We start from the raw sequence: 21289 nt of genomic DNA on the forward strand, positions 1-21289 counted from the left end.
ATGAGGCGGTCATTCGGCAGCCACCCCCTCTAGTCGGTCTTCCATGGCATCCGCCGCATCGCGCAGCGCATTCAACGTGGCCTCGTCAGGCTGCCAGTAATCGCGGTCATGCGCCTCCAGCAGGCGATTGGCCATGCGGGATGAGGCGGTAGGGTTCAGATCAATCAGACGCTGGCGCATCTCTTCGTCCAGCACGAAAGTTTCTGAAATCCGCTGATACACCCAGGGTTCGACCTGTTGGGTCGTGGCGGACCAGCCGACCGTGTTGGTGATATGGCTTTCGATCTGGCGCACGCCCTCGGCCCCGTGCTTGAGCAGGGCCTCGTGATACTTGGGGTTGAGCGAGCGCGAGCGGGTTTCAAGCGACACCTGATCTGCCAGGGTGCGGATTTTGCCGACCCCGCGGGTCGTGTCACTGATATAGACAGCCGCCTCCTTGCCACCACGGGCGCGCCGCACAGCGCGGGAAATGCCGCCCAAAGTATCAAAGTAATGATCGACCGAGGTCACGCCCAACTCGGCGGATTCAAGGTTCTGATAGGCCAGATCCACATCGCCCAGCACCTTTTGCAGCAAGGCGGCGTTGGGTTGCGCCTTGCCGTTGATCCCGTAGGCAAAGCTTTTGCGCGCCTCATAGGCATCGGCCAGCTCGTCTTCATCGCCAAAGGCCGAGCTGTCGACCAGCATGTTGACGTTGGAGCCATAGGTACCCTCGGCATTGGAAAAGACCCGCAGCGCGGCTGTTTCCAGATCGCAGCCCATTTGATCGGCATAGGCCAGCGCATGGGCGCGCACGAAATTCTGTTCGACCGGTTCATCGGCCAGCGCGGCCTTCAGCGCGGCCTCGGCCAGCAGCTTGGTCTGCAGCGGCAGCAGATCGCGGAAGATACCGGACAGGGTCATGATCACGTCGATGCGCGGCCGACCCAGCGTGTCCAGCGGGATCAGATCGGCCCCACTTAGGCGGCCGAAACTGTCAAAGCGTGGCGTCGCCCCGATCAGGGCCAGGGCCTGTGCAATCGGGGCCCCGTCGGATTTGATATTGTCAGACCCCCACAGCACCAGCGCCACGGTGCGCGGCAGGGTCTTGTGCGTCTCCAGCAGCAGTTGCGCCTGTGCCGCCCCATCGCGGCAGGCAAACTCGGTGGGCATGCGGAACGGATCAAACGCATGGATATTGCGCCCGGTCGGCAGGATATCCGGTGATCGGATCAGATCGCCTCCCGGCACCGGCGCGGTAAAACGGGCCTCAAGCGCGTTCAGCAGCGCAGGGATTTCGTGATCCTGTTGCAGCAGGTGGTCAACACGGGCCCGGGTCTCGGTATCCGCATCCGCCAGGATCGCCAGATAATCAGCGCGCGCCTCGGCACTCATCGGCTCACCGACCACGTGCAGACCTTCGGGGATCAGCGCATCCTCGGTTTCCAACAGTTTCAGCCACAGTTTTTCGACATCGCTGCCATCCATATCAACAGCACTGGCCTGTTCGGCGATCAGGATTTCGATTTCCGGGCGTTCAGGGGCATCGGGGGCGGTTTCACGCCAGCGGGTCAGGCTGTCTTTCAACTCGGCTAGACCCTTGTACAACCCGGCACTGGACAGCGGCGGGGTGAGGTGGGTGATGGTCACAGCACCCGAACGCCGTTTGGCCAATGTCGCCTCGGACGGGTTGTTGGATGCATAAAGATAGACGTTGGGCATATCCCCGATCAGCCGGTCAGGCCAATCTGCTTCGCTGCACCCGGCCTGTTTGCCGGGCATGAATTCAAGCGCACCATGCATGCCGAAATGCAGCACCACATCCGCGCTGAACTGGTTTTTCAGCCACAGATAGAACTGGGTGAATGCATGGGTCGGGGCAAAGCCGCGCTCGAACAGCAGGCGCATCGGATCGCCCTCATACCCAAACGCCGGTTGCAGGCCTACAAAGACATTGCCGAATTGCGTGCCCAGAACAAAGACGCCGCGCCCGTCGGATTGCACCTTGCCGGGGGCGGGGCCCCATTGCGCTTCGATCTCATCCAGCCAGGGCGTGTTGGCAACGATGGCATCGGCACCGACATGGGCGGCGACATTGGCCTCTTGTCCGTATTGCTGTGCGCTGCCTTCCAGAACCGCGGCGCGCAACTCCTCCACCGTCGCGGGCGGGGTCAGGTCGTAGCCACGGGCGGCCATGGCGTGCAACGTGTTATGCAGCGAGCGGAACACATCAAGATAAGCCGCCGTGCCCGCCGCCCCCGCATTGGGCGGGAAGCCGAACAGAACAATCCCGACCCGCCGCTGCGCCACATCCGAGCGACGCAGATGGGTCAGTTTTTCAACCCGGGTCGCGAGATGGTCAATCCGTTCATGGCAGGGGGCCATCGCCTTGATCGTCGACTTTTTCCGACAGTCATAAGAGCAGCCAACGCACCCTTCGGCGCCGTGCCGTCCGGCAAACACCGTGGGATTGGTCGCGCCGTCCAGCTCGGGCAGGGCGATCAGCATGGTGGTTTCAATCGGTCCCAACCCTTGCGGCGAAGCGGCCCATTGGCCCAGTGTCTGAAACTCTAACGGGTGCGCTGTGATATAAGGAACATCCAGCGATTTCAGCACCTTGATCGCCGATTCATTGTCATTATAGGCCGGGCCACCGACCAGCGAAAACCCGGTCAAAGACAACAGGGCGTCGATGCGGGGCAGATCACCATCCTGGAAAAACGCCTCGATGGCCGGGCGACCGTCAAGGCCACCGGCAAAGGCGGGCAAAACCCGCAGGCCCCGTGCCTCAAGCGCGCGGATCACGGCATCATAATGGGCGGTATCCCCGGACAGAACATAGCTGCGCATCATCAGCAATCCGACAGTTGCAGTGCCGGGTGCCGCGTCGGGCAGATCATCCAGATCGGTGGTGATGCGGTTTGGCAGATCGGGGTGGTAAAGGCCGGTGTCGGGATAGGCCAGCGGCTCGGGCGCCTTGACGCCGCACCAATCCTCGACGCTGGAATAGCGCGACACCAGAAAACGCACCATCGCTTCGACATTATCATCTGACGCGCCCAGCCAGTATTGCATCGCCAGGAACCACGCGCGCAGATCCTGCGCCTTGCCGGGGATGAGCCTTAAAATTCGGGGTAGCTGGCGCAGCAGCTTCATCTTGCGCGCGCCCTTGTTCACGGATGGTTTGCCCGCCCCGCGCAACTTCTTCAAAAGCTTTCTGCTGCGGCTTTCGGGCGCTGACATATCCAGTGTGCCCATACGGGTCAGCCGGACAATCGCGCCATCGGCGATGATGCCGACCATCGCGTCACACCCGGTGCGGCGCGCCTCAAGATCGGGAAGAACCGCGTTTACGTGCTCTTCCAGAAACAGCAGGTTGGCGATGATGATATGACCGGTGGCAATAGCCTCTTTGGCGGCGCGCAGAGCATCGGGGCATTCGCCCCATTCTGCGGCGGCATGCACAGTAAGGTTCAGACCCGGGAAATCCTTGGCTAGCGCTCCGGCAACCCGATCGCACGGGCCCGCGGCGTGGGAATCCAGCGTCAGGATAACGACGTTATAGGCGCGTGCGGCGCGGGATATGACAACGTCATCGCGCATAATGGGCCTTTGCTTCGTAAAGTGTATCGATGCTGATTTCCTGCACGCCCAGATTGGCAGCGAACAGTTCGGTGTTGCGCCGGGCCTTGCCGCGCACAAAGAACGGGATCTTCCTCAGCTCTTTTTCCGCATCGGCCAGCCAGATGATCTCGGCATCGGATTGCGCCGGGGTGTCCACCTCTTCAGGGGCGCTGACAGGTGGTACGGCCTGACCGCCATGATGGCTGGCACCCGCGGCATCGTGAAACTCGAAATCGTCGCGGAACATATGCAGAAGATGCTCTTCCAGCCCCATAACCAGAGGATGAACCCAGGTGTCGAAAATGACATTGGCCCCCTCGATGCCCATCTGGGGCGCATAGCGGGCCGGGAAATCCTGCACATGGACCGGCGCGGAAATGACCGCACAGGGAATGCCAAGACGCTTGCCGATATGGCGTTCCATCTGGGTGCCAAGGATCATTTCGGGGGCCAGCTGTTCAATGCAGCGTTCGACCTCAAGATAGTCCTCGGTGATCAGCGGCGTCACACCGTATTCTTTGGCCAGGGCCCGGATCGACCGGGCCATTTCGCGGTTGTAACAGCCCAGACCAACCACCTCGAACCCCATCTCGTCGCGCGCGATGCGGGCGGCGGCGGCGACATGCGTACCATCGCCGAACAAGAACACGCGTTTGCCAGTCAGATATGTGGAATCAACACTTGAAGCATACCAGGGCAGACGCAGGCGCGTGGTATCCAGCCGCGCCTCAACCCCTGCTAACGCGGCCACTTCGACAACGAAATCTCGTGTCGCGCCAACGCCGATGGGGATGGTTTTGCTAAAGGGCTGGCCCAGTTCGCGTTCCATCCAGCGACACGCGCTTTCCCCGGTTTCAGGGTACAGCAGCACATTGAAATGCGCGGCCCCCAGCCGGGTGATATCCTCGGGCGTGGCACCATAGGGCGCACAGACATTGACCGAGATGCCCATCTCTTCCAGAAGGGCCGTGACCTCGGTGATATCGTCGCGATGACGAAAGCCTAGGGCGGTGGCCCCGATCAGGTTGCAGCTGGTGTGCTGTGTTCGCTCCATCGGGCGGGCCAGATGGCGGACAATCTGAAAGAAGGTCTCGTCCGCGCCAAAGTTTTCCTTACGCTGATAGCTTGGCAGTTCCAGCGGGATCACCGGCACGGGCAGGCCCATGGTTTCGGCCATGCCACCCGGATCGTCCTGAATAAGCTCGGCGGTGCACGAGGCCCCGACGATCATCGCCTGCGGTTTGAACCGGTCATAGGCATTCTGACAGGCGGTCTTGAACAGGTTGGCCGTATCCGCTCCCAGATCGCGCGCCTGAAAGGTGGTGTAGGTCACCGGCGGGCGGTGATCGCGCCGCTCGATCATGGTGAACAGCAGATCGGCATAGGTGTCACCCTGCGGGGCGTGCAGCACATAGTGCAGCCCCTTCATGGCCGTGGCCACGCGCAGCGCCCCCACATGCGGCGGACCTTCATATGTCCAGACGCTCAGCTTCATTCCGCCGCCTCCAGCCGCAACATTGCGCGGCGGTGCAGCGGGCGCGAGAACAGCCCGGCCAGATCCCCGGCCTGCTCGTAGAAATGGACCGGGGTAAAGACCAGCTCGATCGCCCATTTCGTGGCCAGACCTTCGGCCTCCAGCGGATTGGCAAGCCCCAGCCCGCACACCGTCAGATCGGGGCGCGCCGCGCGGCACCGGTCCAGTTGCAATTCCACATCCTGCCCTTCGGCGATGGTGGGTCCTTCGGCAAGCAGGTCGAGATCAGGACCAACAATGCCTTTGTGGATGAACGGGGCCGACACCTCGATGGCCTGCATGCCGCATTCGCGGGTCAGGAAGCGCGCCAGTGGAATTTCCAGCTGACTGTCGGGGAAAAAGAAGATGGATTTGCCGGAAAGCGTTTCTTTCGCTTTGGCCACAGCCTTGCGAGAACGGGCACGGGGCGCGTCGGTCACGGCGTCGAAACGCGCCTGATCAACGCCGAAGTCCCGCGCCACGGCCAAGAGCCACGCAGTGGTGCCCTCTTCGCCAAACGGGATAGGCGCGGGTATGTGACGCGCCCCGCGCCTTTCCAGGGCGGCATGGGTGCCCCCCAGAAACGGCTGTGTGAGGATAAAGCTTGTGTTTGGGCCAACAGCGAGATCGCTGTCCAGATGGCGTGCGGGCAGAACGGAAACGCGTCCGATCCCCAGCTTGGCGAGCAGGTCCAGCGCCTGATCTTCGACCACGTCAGGCAGCGCGCCCACCACCAGAAGCTGGCGTGCATCCGTGTCGGGCAGAGCGGGTACCATCGCCGCCAGACAGGCATCTTCGCCTTCGGTGAACGTGGTTTCGATCCCCGAACCGGAATAATTCAGCACCCGGACCTTCGGGGCGTATTGCGCCGACAGTTTCTCGGCGGCGCGGGCAAGATCCAGCTTGATCACTTCCGACGGGCAACTGCCGACCAGAAACAGCTGGCGAATATCCGTGCGCCGCTCCAGCAGGTCCTGCACAACGCGTTCCAGCTCGTCCTGGGCATCTTTCAGACCGGCCAGATCGCCCTCTTCCAGGATGGCGGTGCCAAACCGGGGTTCGGCAAAGATCATCACCCCGGCGGCCGATTGCAGAAGATGCGCGCATGTCCGCGACCCGACCACCAGAAAAAACGCATCCTGCATCTTGCGGTGAAGCCAAATGATGCCTGTCAGTCCGCAAAACACTTCGTGTTGGCCGCGCTGCTTGAGAATCGGTGTGTCGCGGCACCCGGTTTTGGGCGGGCTGAGCGCCGCGCCGGAAACGGGCATTTCGGGGACATCGTGGCGGGTCATGCGGCACGCTCCGCCTGTTGCCGGGCGGCCCTGAGTTTAAGTAGAAACTGACCCGCATTGATGACGTAGGCCGCATAGGCCGCTAGCGCCAGAACCATCAGCCCGGCTGGCGTCAATGCACCGGTCAAAAGGGCCCAGACATAGGCGAGATGAAGCGCGATCACAGCAAAGCTGAAAACGTCTTCCCAAAAGAAGGATGGTGCGAAAAGATATTGATCAAAAACAACTTTTTCCCAAATGGCACCGGTCACCATGATCAGCAGAAGAACCCCGGTTTTGATTAGGATCGAGAGGGTCGCCACCTCGTATCCATCGCCCGTCAGAAGGAAGCGCAGGACCAGGCCGAGAGAGATCAGAAAGACCACGAATTGGGCCGGGGCCAAGATGCCCTGAACCAGCGTCCAAACAGTGGCATCGCGACGGGCGCGCTGCACGTCGGTGTAGAGCCTGATGCTTTCAGAGTTTTGCGGCGCGCGTGGTGTCATTTTGCCCTCAGCAACCGTGACGTTCAGGTTCGATGCTACGTGCTGAGATGCGAAAGTGTCAATTATAATTTACACATTTGAAATTGCGTATGTAAGAGGGGAATCTGCGCCATCTGAAATGGAGAAAAGATCGTGACTTTGAAGAATATTTCATATTTACATGAGCATAAATAAAAATCAAGAAGCTGCCCGCGCGACATATTTCATCGAGCGCTTCGAAGGTGTCAACATTTATTGACAAAATACCACTCTTCGCTCAGACTTACACTCATTCGAGCTGTGAAAATAGAACCGCTGAGCGCGGCGTTGATTGATGTGCGTCCAAGGGAGGGACACATGCAAGACCGCTTCAGACCAAGGGGGACTGACCGATATGAGACTATCGGCCTTTCAACACGACAAAAACCGGCCCTTCGTTTTTTGGTTGAGTCCGCCCTTCGGACGCTGACCCAAGAGGAGCCTGACGTGGAACCTGGCAACAGAGATGACTGGATCGCACAGCTGGGCGACGCGTTGCTGTCAACTTCGGAAGAGGCGCATCAGGTGACATTGTCCTCTCTGGTCGCTGCGGGGGTCACGGCGGAACAGCTTTATCATGACTACATTCCCGAGGCGTCCCGATATCTTGGCAAAAAATGGGTGAGCGACGAGGCAAGCTTTGTGGGTGTCACAACGGGGGCCGCGCGTCTCCAGGCGCTTTTCCACGACCGGGCTCATGCCACCAACACTCAACCGCTTCTGGGCCGGGGGGCGCCGCCCAGCGGGTCGGTCTTGATGGTGATTCCGGACTATGAACAACATTCGTTGGGCGCTTTTGTCGTTGCCGATGGCCTTCGCCGCCATGGCCTTGGGGTTCGGATGGCGGTTGGATTGTCTGAGGCCGAACTGACAAATATCCTCTCCGAGCGCCAGTTCTCGATGATCGGGATTAGTCTGGCCACCTGGAAGTCCGTTGAAAGCACCGCCAAGATGGTCGCGCATCTGCGTGCAACTGTCGACAAATTGCCACCGATTGTCATTGGCGGGCGTATTGTCGGGGACAGAACATCAATTACGCGGTGTACAGGCGCAGACTATGCGGTTAAGTCAATAAAAGAAGCTATAAAGCGTTGCGGGCTCGCAACCGCAGCTGAGGTATCTCCGCTGGCCGGAGTCGAACATTGCATTTGAGTGGGGAAGTCGTTTGGCACGACAAGAACCTAGGACGGATATAGTGCACACGAACGATCTGCCGATCATGGGCAGGGTCGACCGTCTGGTCGAGCAAGCTGCCGACATTGCGATTGTGGTTAGCCATCGCGGTGTGGTGGAAGGCATATCTGTCAATTCTGAGAACCAATCGCTGGGCAGTCTGGACCACTGGGTCGGGCGGCCCTTTGAAGAGTTCCTGACAATCGAAAGCCGGGAGAAATACGCCGAACGCAGTGCGGCAATGCTGGCTGATCCCGATCTGGTGCCGCGGTCGTTGCACATCAATCACCGGGACAGTGCGGATTGGGAGTTTCCTGTCTGCTATACGCTGCACCGGGTTGCCGGGCAGAAATCGCTCTTGCTGTTCGGCCGGGATATGCAGCCAATTGCAGACGTGCAGCAGCGTCTTGTCGCGGAACAGATTGCCCGCGACCGTGATCAGCAGAAAATTCGCAGCGGCGAGACCTTCTACCGGGTTGTTCTGGAGGCATCCGAGACACCTTTGCTGATTATCGAGCCTGATGCGGGTCGAATCCGTGATTTGAACAGTGCCGCCGCCACCTTGCTGGGTTCGAAGGTCGAGACATTGGCCGGAAGCTCGTTCGTGCAGGCCCTGGAGGGCGGTCGCAAGGGTGGGTTGCTGGAAGCGCTGCGGAATGCGGCCAGCGCCGAAGAGATGAAGGTGGTTGATATTGCCGCCCGTCGCAGCGGGCGCGACCTTGTTGCCTATGCGCAGTATTTCAGAGCTGCCGGGGATTTGTTCCTGCTGTGCCGTCTGGCGCCTGTCGAGGATGCTGACGCAGCCGGGCCGGAATCGGCGCAATCCCTTGCTGCCTTGTTCGCCGAGGCCAGCGACGCGATTGTCCTGATTGATTCCAAGGGTCTGATCCGCGACGCCAACGAGGCCTTCCTGATTCTAACCGATGCCACCCAAAGCCGGGACATTCGCAACAAGTCGCTGGGTGACTTCCTCGTCCGGGGCGGGGTTGATCTAAAATTGATCCTTGAAACCACCCAAAAGAAAGGGCGGCTGCGCAGTTACGCCACTCAGGTTCTGAGCGCGGTGGGCACGCGGGCGAATGTCGATATCTCGTCGACACGGCTGCACCGGCGCGATGGTGATCTTGGCTTTGGCCTGATCATTCGCGACATCACCCCGCGCGAGTTGACCGAGGCCAGCAACGGCGCTTCGGCGATGAGCGAAGAAGCCATGCAGAATGTTATGGACCTTGTGGGCACGGCATCGCTCAAGACATTGGTGTCTGCGACCTCGGATGTGATTGAAAAGATGTGCATCGAAACGGCGGTCAAGCTGACGTCAAACAACCGGGCCGCGGCCGCCGAGATGCTGGGCCTGTCGCGGCAAAGCCTGTATGTGAAATTGCGCAAACATGGCCTGCTGAAATCCGACGAGACCCCGGAATAGTCGTCACAATTATCGTTCAGGCCTAAAAAACACTTTCCGAAATCCGGATTGTATAGTTTAATTGACACTATGAGTGTCACTTTTGATTTACATACCAAACGCCGCACGCCTCATCCGCGTGCCGTGTTGACGCTGATCAAGCCGATCACATGGTTTCCGCCGATCTGGGCCTATCTGTGTGGTGTGGTTTCCTCGGGCGTACCGCTGGCAAGTTCGCCGTGGCTGCTGCTGGCGGGGATGGTGTTGGCAGGCCCTGTCGTCTGCGGCATGAGCCAGGCGGCCAACGATTGGTGTGATCGCCATGTCGATGCCATCAACGAACCGAACCGTCCGATCCCCTCGGGGGCCATCCCGGGCCGATGGGGGTTGTGGATCGCCATCGCCATGAGCGGACTGGCCCTGGGTCTCGGTTCGCTTCTTGGGCCGTGGGGATTTGGCGCGACTGTGTTTGGTGTGATTGCTGCATGGATTTATTCGGCCGAGCCGTTTCGACTGAAACGCTCGGGCATCTGGGGACCGGGGCTGGTGGGTCTGTGTTACGAAGGCCTTCCTTGGTTTACCGGGGCCGCCGTCATGGTCGCAGGTGCCCCCGCATTTCCGGTCATCGTGATTGCCCTGCTTTATGCTTTGGGTGCACACGGCATCATGACGCTGAATGATTTCAAGGCATTAGAGGGCGACCGTCAAACCGGCGTCAACTCGCTTCCTGTCGTATTGGGGCCGGAACGCGCGGCGCGCGTGGCCTGTTGGGTCATGGCCCTGCCGCAGGTTGCGGTGATCGCGGCCTTGGTGCTCTGGGACCGCCCGCTGCACGCGGCGGCGATTGGTGCCGTGCTTCTGGCTCAGTTCTGGGCGATGCGCGTTTTGCTGTCTGATCCAGAGGCACGCGCGCCCTGGTACAACGCCACGGGTGTCACGCTTTACGTCAGTGGCATGATGATCGCCGCCTTCGCAATCCGGACTCTGGGAGGTTTGGGATGACGCTTAGCTGGTTGGCAATCGTGCGATTGGGCCTGGTACAGATGGCGCTTGGCGCTGTTGTGGTGCTGACCACCTCCACCCTGAACCGGTTGATGGTGGTCGAACTGGCCTTGCCCGCCGTGTTGCCCGGATTTCTGATCGCCCTGCATTACGGCATTCAGATCACGCGACCCAAATGGGGATTCCTGTCGGATACAAGCGGCCACCGAACCCGGTGGATCATTGGCGGCATGGTTGCCCTGGCCTTGGGCGCACTGGGGGCCACCGCTGGAGTGGTGCTGTTTGAAAACAGCTTTGCCCTGGCCATGGGCCTGTCCATCGTCGCCTATTCGCTGATCGGTGTCGGTGTCGGCGCCTCCGGTACCTCTCTTCTGGCCCTGCTGGCCACCGCGACCGCGCCCCACCGGCGCGCGGCGGCAGCCACCATCACCTGGCTGATGATGATCGCGGGCATTGCCATCACCGCCGGGACGGTCGGGTCCTTTCTGGACCCCTACACTCCGGCGTTGTTGCTGCGCATCGTTCTGATTGTGACGACAGGGGCGATTCTGGTGACGATGCTGGCCGTCTGGGGCGTTGAAGGCAACGTCTGCGCGCCCTTGCAGACCGATGACACCACACCCTTTTTCCAAGGTTTGCGCGAAGTGTGGTCAGAAACCGCCGCGCGTAACTTCACCATCTTCGTCTTTCTGTCGATGACCGCCTATTTCATGCAAGAGCTGATCCTTGAACCTTATGCCGGGTTGGTTTTCGGCTTCACGCCGGGGCAATCGACCTCGCTGAGCGGGGCCCAGAATGGCGGGGTGTTCCTGGGCATGCTGACGGTCGGGCTGATGGCCACTGGCCTGCGCTTGGGCAGTCTGCGCAATTGGGTGTTTGCCGGATGTATCGGGTCAGCTGTCAGTCTGGCGATGATCAGCCTGCTGGGCAGCGTCCCTAAACCGGTCAATCTGACATATGCGGTGGTCTGTCTTGGGTTTTTCAACGGCATGTTCGCGGTTGCGGCGATTGGATCGATGATGGCGCTTGCAGCCCAGGGACGCGAGGCGCGGGAAGGGACACGCATGGGCCTGTGGGGTGCAGCCCAGGCCGTGGCTGCGGGCTTCGGCGGATTGCTGGGGGCGGCAGCGGTCGATGTCATGCGCCTGATCACACCAAATGACGCCACAGCCTTCGGGTCTGTGTTTCTGATGGAAGCCGCTCTTTTTGGCATCGCAGCCTTGCTGGCGCTGTGGGTCATTGATCATAGCAAAGGCCATTACATGGCCGCCGTACCGGGAGAATGACAATGTATGATGTCGTCGTTGTAGGGGGCGGCCCGTCAGGGGCCACAGCAGCCGAAGATCTGGCCCGGTCGGGACAACGGGTCGCCATGATCGACCGCGAGGGGCGGATCAAGCCCTGCGGGGGGGCCATACCACCGCGGCTTATCCAGGATTTTCACATTCCCGACGACTTGCTCTGTGCAAAAGTGAACACCGCGCGCATGATCTCGCCCACTGGTCGCATGGTCGATATCCCGATCGAGAACGGGTTTGTCGGCATGGTCGATCGCAAAGAGTTTGACCCCTTCCTCAGAGCGCGCGCAGTTGCCGCCGGGGCCGACCTTTTCGTCGGAACATACCGGCGGGTTGAACGGGAAGACGGCCACACCTCGGTGATCTTCCGCGACAAGCACAGTGGCGAAGAACGCGCCTTGGAAACAAAACTGATCATCGGGGCCGACGGGGCCCGCTCGAATGTGGGACGCGACGAAGTTCCCGGTGCCGAGCAAATCCCATATGTGATTGCCTATCATGAAATCATCGAGGCCCCGGCCGCCAATGAGAGCTATGATCCGGCGCGCTGTGACGTGATCTATGATGGCCGAATCTCACCGGATTTTTATGGCTGGGTGTTTCCGCATGGCACATCCGCCAGCGTCGGCATGGGGTCAATGGTGCGCGAGGTGGATCTGAAACAGGCCACGGCGGACCTGCGCGCGGCAAGTGGTCTGACAGACTGCAAGACGCTGCGCTGCGAGGGGGCTCCGATTCCTCTTAAACCTCTGGATCGGTGGGACAATGGCAAAGACGTCGTTCTGGCCGGAGATGCCGCTGGCGTTGTCGCGCCCAGTTCAGGCGAGGGCATTTACTATGCGATGGTGGGGGGACGGGTGGCGGCAACCGCAGCATCCGCTTGTCTCGCCTCGGGGCGGGTGCGCGATCTGAAACTGGCGCGTCAGCTGTTCATGCGCGAGCACAAGATGGTGTTTCGTGTCCTGGCCTCGATGCAGAACGCCTATTACAGATCGGATGATCGGCGGGAGAGGTTCGTCTCGCTGTGCCACGATGTCGATGTCCAACGGCTGACCTTTGAGGCCTATATGAACAAGAAGCTTGTCCGGGCACGCCCGATGGCCCATTTGCGGATCGGGTTGAAGAATCTGGCTCATCTGACCCGGCTGGTCTCGGCGGAAACGACATGAACATGCTGATACCGGCCTGGGTTGACGGCGATCTGGTGGCTGTTGACAAACTGGAAGTGCATCAGCGCGGGTTGCGTCACAAGGCGGTGTCGGTCTTTGTGATGCACGGAAATGACGTGTTGATCCAACGTCGGGCGCAATCGAAATATCACACGCCGGGCCTGTGGGCGAATACCTGCTGTACGCATCCGCACTGGAACGAAACCGCCAGACACTGCGCCCTGCGCCGTCTGGATGAGGAACTTGGGATACGCGCCAAAACGCTGGATTATCGTGATCGCCTTGAGTACCGCGCCGATGTTGGCAATGGCCTGATCGAGCACGAACTGGTGGACGTGTTCCTGTGGCGGGTGACCAGAAAGCTGGCCGTGCGACCCAATCCTGACGAAGTCATGGACACAGAATGGGTGGATATGGCCGAACTGGTCCGACGGGTCGACGCGCAGCCGGAGAAATTCACGCCCTGGCTGAAAATCTATCTCGAACATCACACCGAACAGATATTTGCCTGATCCTGAAAACCGCAAAGATCCGGGGACTGGCGGCTGGGTGGATCTGTGCCAGACAGGAACGTGCTTCCCTCATTGCCAGAACACGCTATCATCGCCCGAAGGTGGCCCCTCTACGCCGCGCAAGACCAGGTTTCTTGGAGCGAAGTTTGCTGGATGATCACATGACCCTGAAGGATGTATCCGTTCGTGACGTCTTGCGTGGCGAAACCAGAGAGAGTCACGAAAACCTGCATCACCACTCAAGTTTTGTCGCCTTGTTCGATGGCACGCTTGACTTGGATGATTACCGTCTCCTTGCTCAGCGCCTGCATGGGTTTTACGCCCCGCTGGACGCGGCGATTCAACGGGTTATTGCAGAAACACTGACCGAAACGGCGTGCTATGATCACGTCTCCCGATCTGATTTTCTGGCCCAGGATCTGCGCGACCTGGGGTTCAGCGACCAACAGATCAATGACACGCCGCAATGCCCGAATCTTTCTGAGATCGTCACAACGACATCCCTTGGCGGCGTGCTGTACGTGATCGAAGGCGCCACGCTGGGGGGGGCGCAAATTGATCGGGCGGCGGCAAAACTGCTGACCCATGATCAACCCGACGGCCGTCGGTATTGGGCCTGGTGCCGGTCTCATGGCAAACAGCGTTGGTCAGCGATGATCCGGTATCTTGAAACCAAACCGGCGCATGGCGACGTCCTTGATCAGCTGACAGCCGGGGCCCTTGACACATTTCAGGCCTTTGCCGAGTGGTTACAACCACTGGATCGCACGGGCCTGACACGAGAGGCGGGCAGATCATGAATGGCAACGGTGTCGATCTTGATACATGTGACCGCGAGCCGATCCATTTCATCGGGGCTGTCCAACCGCATGGCGCATTGATCGCGGTGAACGCAGAAACCATGATCATCGACCATGCCAGTCAAAATACGGCTGCCTTTCTGGGCGCACCTCCCGAGGCCCTGTTTGGGCAGAAACTGTCGGCGCTGATTGGCGAGAAGAACGTCTCGGACCTACTTGAATTTCCGCTTTTTCCCTCGGCTCCGGAGTTGCTGCGGCCCTGGTTTATCGACTTCAAAGGCGGGCCGAACGGAGAGCAGATATCGGCCGAATGCCTGCCCCATCGCAATGACGGGCACATCATCCTGGAATTTATGCAGCCCGAACCGGACCCGGCACCGGTCTGGAAAGACGAGATTCTGCGCCGCGGGATCATTTCTGAATTGGTCAAACCCGGGGCCCTGTCCGAACTAGCCGATGCCAGTGCCAAGATCATCCGGGATGTCACCGGCTTTGACAGGGTGATGATCTACAGATTCGCCGAAGACAAACATGGCGAGGTGATCGCCGAAAGCACCAACCGTCCTGACAGTTTTCTGGGGATGCACTATCCGGCCTCGGATATTCCCGATCCTGCGCGCCGCCATTTCACCCTGAATGTCGTGCGCTCGATCCCCGACATCAACAGCGAACATGTGCCTATCCTCAGCCAGTCGGGCACTGTTGCCAATGCCGACGCGGCCAATCCGCTGGATTTGACCTATTGCAAACTGCGCGCCGTCGCACCGGTGCATGTCGAGTATCTTAACAACATGGGTGTCGGGGCCAGCCTGTCGATTTCGCTGATCACCAATAACGAACTCTGGGGGCTTGTGGCCTGTCACCACTATGGCACGCGTCAGATTACCTCCAGCCGGTTGCGCTTTGCCGAATTGCTGGGCGGGACGATTTCGGCGCTGATGCAAAGTATCGAAAACACCAATCAGCTGCAAAAAAGTATCAAGGCGGAAAAGACCGCCTTTCGCATCGAACAGCAAGCACGCTCGGGGATGCCGCTGATTGATCTGATCCGGCAACAGGCACCGGATCTGATGCAAATGATTGACGCACAGGGCCTTTTGCTGGTGCTGGACGATCAGTTGGCAAGATTCGGCGACGTTCCGAAGAAATTGCTCGATTTCACCGATCTGAGGGACCTTGTCGAAGATGGTGTCGCGACCACATCAAACCTGGCCTCGGTGATTAGCATGGACAAAATCCAGCAGAAATCGGCGGCGGGCGCGGCGTATCTGAACCTTTCTGATGATGGGCGCGACTATCTTGTGTTTCTGCGTCGCCAGTTTGATCAGACAATCCGCTGGGCGGGCAAACCCGGAAAACTGAAAACCAAGGACGATCATGGTATCACACGGTTGTCGCCACGGGGCTCTTTCGCACTTTGGCAAGAAGAACGGCGCGGAACCAGCCGACCATTCGATGCAATTGACCGGGACGCGCTGCGCATCCTCAGACGCGCCCTGTTTGCCCTGAACAGTGTAGAACGTGAACGTGCTGCCCTCGAAGCGCAGAAGGCCGCCGAAGCAGAAGAAATACGCCTGCGCCACGCCCTGCTGGACGCTGCAAGAGCCAGCTCGATGGGAGAGCTGGCATCGGCGATTGCACATGAGTTGAGCCAGCCGCTCTCGGCCGTTTCCAATTATGTCAGCGCCTGTCGCCAGGAATTCAAGAATGCCGGGATTGATATCCCCGAACCGGCCGAAAACCTTCTGAATGAAGCCATTACCGAATCCGCACGGGCCGGTGACCTGGTGCGCCGTGTCCGCGATTTCATTTCACGTGGCGACCTGAATACGGATTACATTGACCTGAACAAGGCGATCCAACAGGGCATTGACCTTGCCTTGGTGTCCAGCAACCTGTCGAAACTGCAGGTCAATCTGATCCTTGATCAGAACCTTCCCAAGATTCTGGCCGATCCGGTTCAGATTTCACAGGTCATCCTGAACCTGGCGCGCAACAGCATTGCAGCCATGGAGGCGCGCGAAAGACAGATTCTGACCGTTGAAGTGGCGCGATCCGAGAAAAACGTTCAGGTGTCGGTGCGTGACACAGGATATGGCATTGCGCCGGAACAACAAAAACTCCTTTTCGAACCGTTTCATGCCTCGACAACCGAGGGAATGGGCATAGGTTTGTCGCTGTGCCGCTCAATCGTCGAGGCGCATGGTGGTCGTATCTGGTCGCAGCCCTCGAACACCGGCGCGGTTATGATCTTTCAACTGCCACTGGGAAGGGATCAAGATGGCTGATTCAGACCAACAGTTCGCGGTTTATGTGGTCGAGGATGATGATGGGGTGCTGAAGTCGTTATGTGCTTTGCTGACTGCGCATGGGCACGAGACCATTCCCTGCCAGTCCGCTGAAGAATTTCTAAGTGTTTACGACCCGCAGCGCAAAGCCTGCATGGTTCTTGATCTGCGTTTGCCCGACATGACGGGGCTGCAGCTTCAGGCGCATCTGAATGACATCCGGGTCAGCATCCCGATTGTCGTGGTCACTGCACATGGCGATGTTCCAATCGCGGTGCAGGCCATGCGGGCCGGGGCTCTTGATTTCATCGAAAAACCGGCTGAGATCGAACGCCTTCTCGAAGCGGTTAATCTTGCAGGCGGCATGTTGTTTGAACGTATGCCTCCGGATGTTCCGAAAAAGATCGTCGCAGATCGCCTGTCCAAGCTGACGGAAAGAGAACGCGAGGTTCTGGACCATCTGCTTCAGGGCAAGCTAAACAAAGAGATTGCAGATGTGTTGGGCCTAAGCCAACGGACTGTTGAGATTCATCGCTCGCGCATCCGCGAGAAGATGCAGGCGCGTGGTATTGCCGATCTGATCCGGATGGTTGGCTGAGGTCGCGAAAGCATACGTATAATTACGTAGTGGAATATCCGTAATAGCTCATGATGCGTGCTCCGAACTACCATTAGGATAGTCGGAGTGAGTGTCTGTACCTCGGTTTTATTAATCTAAGCCCGCCAATAAGTGACGGCGGGCTTTGCCAGTGAAGCCAGCAAAAAGGGCGCAAGGATATTTGTCTGGTGCTCTTGCAGGCAACAGGCGCAAGCCACTCCAGAAGATACGTGTGGGGAAGTTCATCCGTCGAGAGCGGGCCGTTGACAAGATTTAGGGGATGATCTTGTCACTGCCAGACAACAAGAGAGCCTGACAAGTGTCAGTCTTTCCCAGGTGCCAAATCCGCGTTTTGGTGCCGGTCTTGCAGGAGGTTTCACTCTCATATCTGGCGGCCATAGGGCGTTTCTGTGATCGGGATCGAGTGTGGAAAGGCACAGGTGGCAAGTTGATCGATCAACAAGAGCGGTACGAAAACAGCTCTGCGATTGACCAACAAGACGACGATGGGAGGACAAATCTTGTACAGCACGAATGCGTCATCTGTGAGCTTGAAAGTCGATGCTTATGAACAGAGTGCGTCCAGCATCTGGCGCCTGAAGAAAAGCTTCCCCGAGGATCTTGTCGCCGGGTTGGCACGCGAAGTCATCCAACGCCTCGCCTCGAAGGACAGCAAACTTGATGCGTCTCCGCAAACCCCATCCGTCAAGGAATTGGAGGCGTTTTGCACCGCTCTGATTTCAGATGACGACGAAGCCGCAGCCGAGATCATTATTGGCATTCGGGCCGAGGGTATGTCTGCCGAGTTGATTTATCTGAAATACCTGGCCGCCGCCGCGCGCATGCTGGGAGAGTGGTGGAACGAGGACCGGGCCAGCTTTGTCGAGGTGACCATTGGCACCGGGCGGATGTTTGCGATCATGCGTGGTATGCGGCACCTCTTTACGCACCCCTTTTCGCCAGACAACAAATCCGCTGTCTTTGCCTCGGCCCCCGGCGAAGATCACACATTGGGTGTGCGCATGGCCGCGGATATCTTTCGCAAGAATGGTTGGGAGATCACTCTGAAGGTCGGATTAGATCACGACACTTTGGTGTCCGAACTGGAACAGACACCCAGCAGCATCATAGGTCTGTCGATCGGTGGCAGGCATTCGATTGATGCGCTGTCCCGTCTGATCGTGGCGCTGCATATTTGTTGCCCCAACGCCCCGCTGGTGGTCTGCGGGCAGGGAATTCGCAGCATCAAGCCCATTCTGTCACTGATGGGCGTGGATGGCATCGCCTGCGACATCGAAGAAGCAAAACACCAGATGACGGAATTGTGGGATCAGAAGCTGGCCGTTTAGGGCGCTTTTGTCAGCGGCTAAGGGTCGTTCCAAGGATCGGCAAGGTTAGCGGTGCAGTTCGAATCGACAGATATGGCCGTTGCCCTGCGCGCCGCAGGATGTTTCCTGACATGTGCAGGTCGAGGCGACTAGCGTCTGATAGAGGCGTGCGAACACCGCTTCATGCCAATGACACAGGCAGACATCGCTGTTCTCGTTGGCAATCAATGGGTTGCCGCTGATTTTATAGGTCCAGGGATCGGCGACGCGCAATTGTCCCGACCCGATAAAGGTCCAGGCGTGACGCGCAATCGCCCGTGACAATACAGCCGCCGCCGATCTGGCTGGTAAAGCCTTTAACAGCCATTGCACCGGAGGTGGTATGCGATGTTTGAGAATGTAATCCGCTGTTGCAATACCCGCTTGCCTGGCCAGGTCCGGAGCCAGGTCGGGCACGTCCAGGCGCACTTGCTTATGCACACGGGCGGCGTCCGTTTCAGGGATCATGCTTTGACCATCGGGAATGTCGGGAACGCCTGCTTTTAAAAGCAGTCCTTCACGCCATTCCGGCCCATTCTGATTGTCCAGAACAGGCAGGAACTGAAGAATGGCATTGGGGCCAATCAGCCCTTGAGAGGGTGGAGTGCCCCTAGACATCTTCCATCTGCTGAGACCCGCCGCCGCAGGCTTTTACCTCGGCCCCGTTGGGCATCTTGAAGGCACGGCTGCGCTCGATAGCGCGCTCTTTGCCCTGCGCGCGCAGGGCTTCGCGGCGCTCGGCGGCTTTGGCGGCCTTGTCGGCCGAGGCTTCCCAGTCTTCCATCTGTGCCTCGGCAATGGTGCGGGTTTCGTCAAAGTGAAAGTCGAGCTTGTTCTTCGACTGCGGCCCGGTATAGCCAACCTTGCCCAGATCGTAGAACGTCCGCCCCACGCCAGCCTTGAGGAAGGCCCAGAGACAGCCCAGCAGATAGCGCCGCCGGAACCCGGTGCCGCGCCATGGGTAATGAAACAGCGCCTTTTTCATATAGAAACGCCGGTAATTGTTCATCACCCCGTCCAGTAATTCGCCGCGCTCCATCTTGGCGGGCTTCATGATCGGCGTGACGAAATTGTATCGGCTGAAGTCGAAAACCTCGACCTGATCCTTTAGCTCTTGAAAGAGCGGGGTAAAGGGCCAGGGCGTATACATCGACCAGTTGGCCAGATCCGGCTGCCAGTCCCAGGCCATCTGATAGGTTTCTTCCAGCGTCTCGGGCGTCTCGTTATCGAGGCCCACGATAAACTGTGCTTCGACCAGGATGTCAGCCTTACGCAGCAAACGGATCGCTTCCTTGTTTTCCTCGACCTTGGTTTCCTTGTTGAAGATATCAAGCTTCATCTGCGCGGCGGCCTCGGTGCCAAGCGACACATGAACCAGCCCGGCTTTGCGGTAGAATTTCAGCAAATCCTTGTCGCGATAGATGTCCGTCACGCGTGTGTTGATGCCCCATTTGACCCGCTTGGGCAGGCCACGATCAATCAGTTCCTGACAGAAGGCCACGAACTTTTTCTTGTTAATCGTGGGTTCTTCATCCGCCAGAATAAAGAAACCGACGCCATGATTGTCGACCAGATCCTCGATCTCATCCACCACATCCTTGGGGTCACGCACACGATAATCGCGCCAGAATTTCCACTGGCTGCAGAACGAGCAGGTGAAGGGGCAACCGCGCGCGAGATTCGGAATAGCAACACGGGTATTGAGCGGGATGTAGATGTATTTCGACCATTCCAGCACCGACCAATCCGGTTTGATCTTGCTCAGGTCTTTGACAGTCGATGCCGCCTGGGTGGCAACGATCTTGCCGTCTTCTACAAAGGCCAGGCCCTTGATCTGACGGCGTTCGGCCGGGAAACGGCCGTCCTGGATCGCCAGCATCAGCTCGGACAGGATTTCCTCGCCTTCGCCGCGGACAATCACATCGATCCATGGCGCCTCGGTCAGGACCTGTTTGTACATGAAGGTTGCATGGACACCGCCCATGACCCGCACCGCGTCGGGCACAATGTCCCGGGCGATTTTCAAGACATCCTCGGCCCGGTAGATCGACGGCGTGATGGCCGTCACACCAATCACATCCGGTTTCAGCGCCTCCATCTTCTGCGCCACCTCTGCGTCGCTCAGGTTATCTGTCATCGCATCAATAAAGTGGATATCGTCAAACCCCGACTGGCGCAGATGGCCCGTCAGATAAGCAACCCATGCCGGGGGCCAGGTGCCCGCGATCTCTGCGCCGCCAGAGCGATAGTTTGGATGTACGAAGAGCAAGCGCATGTAGAATCCTCCCGGGTATGTCAATAAATATTGACACTATACATGATATAAAAAATTGACATAGATCAAGTTTTCCAACACGCCGTGGCGCTGCCGAAAACAACATTTTCAGGGATATTGTGTATATTCAATGGCTTGAGTTCTTCTTTCGGCGCTACAGACAAAAGGCCTTGTAAAAGCTCGCATGATTTTCCCAAAAGAAAGCCTCTTTGCCGTCGAGCATTTCTACACGTAACCTGATCATTGTGCGGTTCTGGCGCGGCTCCGAGGTGCCTGCTTGCGCGCCGCGCATATCTTGCTCGGGCGAGCCGATGCAAAAAGACTGGGTCGTCCCAGCGTCGCGTTGGTTTCAGTGGGGCGTCAGATATCAGATCAGGAAAGGATTCGTTTGACCGGATTTACTTGGTCCGGGCGATACCATTTGTGGTGGCCGTCGCAATTTTTGACTCTGGTGCGAGGCATTTTTTTGATGATTGCAGCCTCGATAT

At 58.7% G+C, this 21289-nt stretch carries 16 protein-coding genes; 10 read left to right on the plus strand and 6 right to left on the minus strand.

Annotated elements, in window-relative coordinates; all coding sequences use genetic code 11:
* Window positions 1-9: 9 nt before the first annotated feature.
* Genes V6N02_RS16990 through bchF form a run of 4 tightly spaced genes read right to left on the minus strand, consistent with a single transcriptional unit; the run spans window position 10 to window position 6896 of the window.
* Entirely contained in the window at window positions 10-3582 is a 3573-nt protein-coding gene (locus V6N02_RS16990) for a magnesium chelatase subunit H (protein WP_371227427.1), read from the minus strand.
* On the minus strand, window positions 3572-5098 hold the full coding sequence (gene bchB / locus V6N02_RS16995) for a ferredoxin:protochlorophyllide reductase (ATP-dependent) subunit B (protein WP_371227429.1): 1527 nt from the start codon (window positions 5096-5098) through the stop codon (window positions 3572-3574). Before bchB ends, V6N02_RS16990 begins: the two co-directional genes overlap by 11 nt.
* Window positions 5095-6411 carry a ferredoxin:protochlorophyllide reductase (ATP-dependent) subunit N gene (locus V6N02_RS17000; RefSeq protein ID WP_371227431.1) on the minus strand — a complete coding sequence of 439 codons (1317 nt, stop codon included), beginning with the start codon at window positions 6409-6411 and terminating at the stop codon, window positions 5095-5097. Before V6N02_RS17000 ends, bchB begins: the two co-directional genes overlap by 4 nt.
* Window positions 6408-6896 carry a 2-vinyl bacteriochlorophyllide hydratase gene (bchF, locus tag V6N02_RS17005; protein WP_371227432.1) on the minus strand — a complete coding sequence of 163 codons (489 nt, stop codon included), beginning with the start codon at window positions 6894-6896 and terminating at the stop codon, window positions 6408-6410. Before bchF ends, V6N02_RS17000 begins: the two co-directional genes overlap by 4 nt.
* Before the next feature lie 465 nt (window positions 6897-7361).
* Between bchF and V6N02_RS17010 the strand changes: the two genes are divergently transcribed.
* The 10 genes from V6N02_RS17010 to V6N02_RS17055 all read left to right on the plus strand — a co-directional run bounded on the left by V6N02_RS17010 (window position 7362) and on the right by V6N02_RS17055 (window position 18508).
* Complete coding sequence (locus V6N02_RS17010) at window positions 7362-8066, plus strand: radical SAM protein (RefSeq protein WP_371227434.1); 705 nt, start codon at window positions 7362-7364, stop codon at window positions 8064-8066.
* 43 nt (window positions 8067-8109) lie between these two features.
* Window positions 8110-9513, plus strand: a complete 1404-nt coding sequence (gene ppsR / locus V6N02_RS17015; protein ID WP_371227436.1) for a transcriptional regulator PpsR — start codon at window positions 8110-8112, stop codon at window positions 9511-9513.
* Between the two features lie 69 nt (window positions 9514-9582).
* The gene (chlG, locus tag V6N02_RS17020) at window positions 9583-10494 is read left to right on the plus strand and encodes a chlorophyll synthase ChlG (protein ID WP_371227438.1); all 912 of its coding nucleotides are present in this window, start codon (window positions 9583-9585) and stop codon (window positions 10492-10494) included.
* Window positions 10491-11780 carry a BCD family MFS transporter gene (locus tag V6N02_RS17025; RefSeq protein ID WP_371227440.1) on the plus strand — a complete coding sequence of 430 codons (1290 nt, stop codon included), beginning with the start codon at window positions 10491-10493 and terminating at the stop codon, window positions 11778-11780. Before chlG ends, V6N02_RS17025 begins: the two co-directional genes overlap by 4 nt.
* Window positions 11781-11782: 2 nt before the next feature.
* Window positions 11783-12961 carry a geranylgeranyl diphosphate reductase gene (locus tag V6N02_RS17030; RefSeq protein WP_371227549.1) on the plus strand — a complete coding sequence of 393 codons (1179 nt, stop codon included), beginning with the start codon at window positions 11783-11785 and terminating at the stop codon, window positions 12959-12961.
* Window positions 12958-13473, plus strand: a complete 516-nt coding sequence (gene idi / locus V6N02_RS17035; RefSeq protein ID WP_371227441.1) for an isopentenyl-diphosphate Delta-isomerase — start codon at window positions 12958-12960, stop codon at window positions 13471-13473. The genes V6N02_RS17030 and idi overlap by 4 nt, the downstream gene beginning before the upstream one ends.
* A 161-nt stretch (window positions 13474-13634) precedes the next feature.
* Window positions 13635-14273, plus strand: a complete 639-nt coding sequence (locus V6N02_RS17040; protein WP_371227443.1) for a biliverdin-producing heme oxygenase — start codon at window positions 13635-13637, stop codon at window positions 14271-14273.
* A complete protein-coding gene (locus tag V6N02_RS17045) occupies window positions 14270-16561 on the plus strand; it encodes an ATP-binding protein (protein ID WP_371227445.1) in 2292 nt (763 codons plus the stop codon). Before V6N02_RS17040 ends, V6N02_RS17045 begins: the two co-directional genes overlap by 4 nt.
* The gene (locus tag V6N02_RS17050) at window positions 16554-17159 is read left to right on the plus strand and encodes a response regulator transcription factor (RefSeq protein ID WP_371227447.1); all 606 of its coding nucleotides are present in this window, start codon (window positions 16554-16556) and stop codon (window positions 17157-17159) included. Before V6N02_RS17045 ends, V6N02_RS17050 begins: the two co-directional genes overlap by 8 nt.
* A gap of 545 nt (window positions 17160-17704) precedes the next feature.
* A complete protein-coding gene (locus V6N02_RS17055; RefSeq protein WP_371227448.1) occupies window positions 17705-18508 on the plus strand; it encodes a cobalamin B12-binding domain-containing protein in 804 nt (267 codons plus the stop codon).
* Between the two features lie 45 nt (window positions 18509-18553).
* On the opposite strand, the gene bchJ is transcribed toward V6N02_RS17055, so the two are convergent.
* Both bchJ and bchE read right to left on the minus strand, forming a co-directional pair.
* Window positions 18554-19144, minus strand: a complete 591-nt coding sequence (gene bchJ, locus V6N02_RS17060; protein WP_371227450.1) for a bacteriochlorophyll 4-vinyl reductase — start codon at window positions 19142-19144, stop codon at window positions 18554-18556.
* Window positions 19137-20801, minus strand: a complete 1665-nt coding sequence (gene bchE / locus V6N02_RS17065; protein WP_371227452.1) for a magnesium-protoporphyrin IX monomethyl ester anaerobic oxidative cyclase — start codon at window positions 20799-20801, stop codon at window positions 19137-19139. Before bchE ends, bchJ begins: the two co-directional genes overlap by 8 nt.
* Window positions 20802-21289 lie beyond the last annotated feature (488 nt).

This window comes from Roseovarius conchicola, assembly GCF_041403425.1.
GTDB classification, from domain to species: Bacteria; Pseudomonadota; Alphaproteobacteria; order Rhodobacterales; family Rhodobacteraceae; genus Roseovarius; species Roseovarius conchicola.